Genomic DNA, 2,144 nt, shown 5'->3' on the forward strand with positions numbered 1-2,144 from the left:
GGAGCGCTTCCTGGGCGATGGCCCTGAGCAAACCGCCCGGCTGGCGCAGTTGAAGGGTTTGATGCAGGCGCTGAAAGACGCAGAGCAGGCCGGCAATGATGCCGCCAGCGGCCTGCTGGCAAAAAAAGCCGCCTTCGATCAACTTGAGCTGCGGCAAAAACCCAATCCGGACTATGACGCGCTCTACCAGGCGCGGCTCGCCGCCCTGCGCGCCGAGGGCGCCATCCAGCATGCGCTCCAGCAGATCAGCGATGAAGAACACGGCCTGCTCCTGGCCGTCACGGAACACCCCGCGGCCCCGGAACGCCGCCCGGCTGTCGCGGTGACCCGCCTGATCCTCTCCAGCCGTGACCCAAGGGAAGGTTCCGAGGAGCTGACAGGCCTGTTGCTCATCACCCAGACCAGCGCGCTGACCTCTTCGGTGCCCCACAGCCTGTTGCTGTACTGGCCCGGCAATGCAGGGGGCCTGCAGCGTTTCGAATCCCGCCAAGCCCTGGAACACTCGCTGTTCAAGCTGTCGAGCGAAGCGCAGGACGTCACCCTGCAATTGTCGCTGCTGACCGGCGACCCGATTGAATACTCGTTGCAACAGCAGCTGTACGCCAGCGAACAACAGGCGTATGCGCTGATCTCCCTCTTCCCGGTGCCTCCGTTCGGCCAGGAGCGAACCGAAGGCCTGGACAGACTCAAAGAGCAAACCCTGTTTACCCTGCAAACCCCGGTGTGCCCGGCGCGGGAACTGGCGTATGGACAACTGCTCGAGCAACAACGCAGCAGCACCCTGGCCGGGGCACTGCCTGGGGAGTTGAGCCAGTTGCCGGCAGATGAACGCCTGGCGCTCAAGCACCTGATACACGCGCAGATCAGCGCCCTGCATCGCTCGCAGCAACTGCTCGAGCGCGAGCTGGAACCCTTCGACGACTTCGGCCAGCGCCGCCTGGACCAACGCCTGCGCGAAGACTTCCAGCTTGAACACACCTGGTCGGTGCAACTGGACCTGCCCGATACGGTCAGCCAGGAGCGCGAATACCTGTCCGAATACGCGGGCCCGGGTACACCGTTCAAGTATGTGACGGTGCCCAGTACCCGCCGCAGCACCCTGTCATTGTTGCAACTGGCCCAGCAAAACATCGACCCGACGCTGGCCCAGCGCCTGACCTACATGAAGCTCGATGTCTCCGGCCCCAATGCCCCTGAAACCACCCGGCTGACCACCGGCCTGTCCCTGGAATACCTGAAGACCCTGGTCAAGGAGCTGGACCTCGCCGGGGCCTACGAAAGCTTGATCACCCGCACCTTCCTCGGTGATCCCGCGGCGGCGCCTTTCACCACGCAGCACCGTCGCGAATGCCTGACCGAGCCCCTGCGCCTGATGCTCATACTGCAAGGCAAACGCGCGCGGGCCCTGGGGCGATTCGACGACAACGATCTGCGGCTGCTGAACATCGCCATCGACGCCGACAACGCGGATGCCTGGCAGGTGGAAGACAAGAAAATCGTGCTGCTGCCGGCCACCCTGAGTGCGGGCGGTGAAGATACCGACTTCGGTCCGACCACCCTGTCAGGGGTCACCTTCATCCAGGAACAAATCTCCGGCACAACCCTGCTGTACCTGCCAAACAGCCCGGACAACCAGGACCTGCGGCGCTACGCGAGCCTGGAACTGGCCCGCAAGGCGCTCTACGACCTCAGCCTGGCCAGCGGCATGAGCGCCTACCTGGCCGGCCTGGCCATCAAGGGCGACACCGCCGCCCACCTAACCCGGATCGCCCAGGCCCAGCAACGGAATTTTGATCCGGTCTTTGCCGTCGGAACCCCGTGGCCGGCCACCACCTCGCTGGCCGCCCATTTGCTGAACGCCCATATGGGCCGCGTCATAGAAGCGCACCGCGCGACCTCGCGCTCCAACGCGGCCTTGTTGCTGGAGCAGAATGCGCTGCGCGCCGGGCTGATCTTCAACTACCTGAAAATCGCCCTGGGGCTGGTGCCTTTCGTGGGTTCGGTCGTCGCGTTGTATGACGCCTGGTCCAGTGCCAACCTGGCCACTGCTGCGTTCCTGCGCGGGAACGTCGGCCATGGCCTGGCCGAGGTCGAGGCGGTGCTGTTGTCGCTGATCGACTGCGCCATGGACATTCTGCCGGGCA

General features: G+C 64.6%; 1 protein-coding gene. It reads left to right on the plus strand.

All coding sequences use genetic code 11. The features are described from left to right. Positions 1–2,144, plus strand: a 2,144-nt coding sequence (locus HX846_RS28120; RefSeq protein ID WP_372242018.1) for a dermonecrotic toxin domain-containing protein, incomplete at both ends; no start/stop codon positions are given.

Source organism: Pseudomonas sp. K5002 (assembly GCF_013386655.1).
GTDB lineage: Bacteria > Pseudomonadota > Gammaproteobacteria > Pseudomonadales > Pseudomonadaceae > Aquipseudomonas.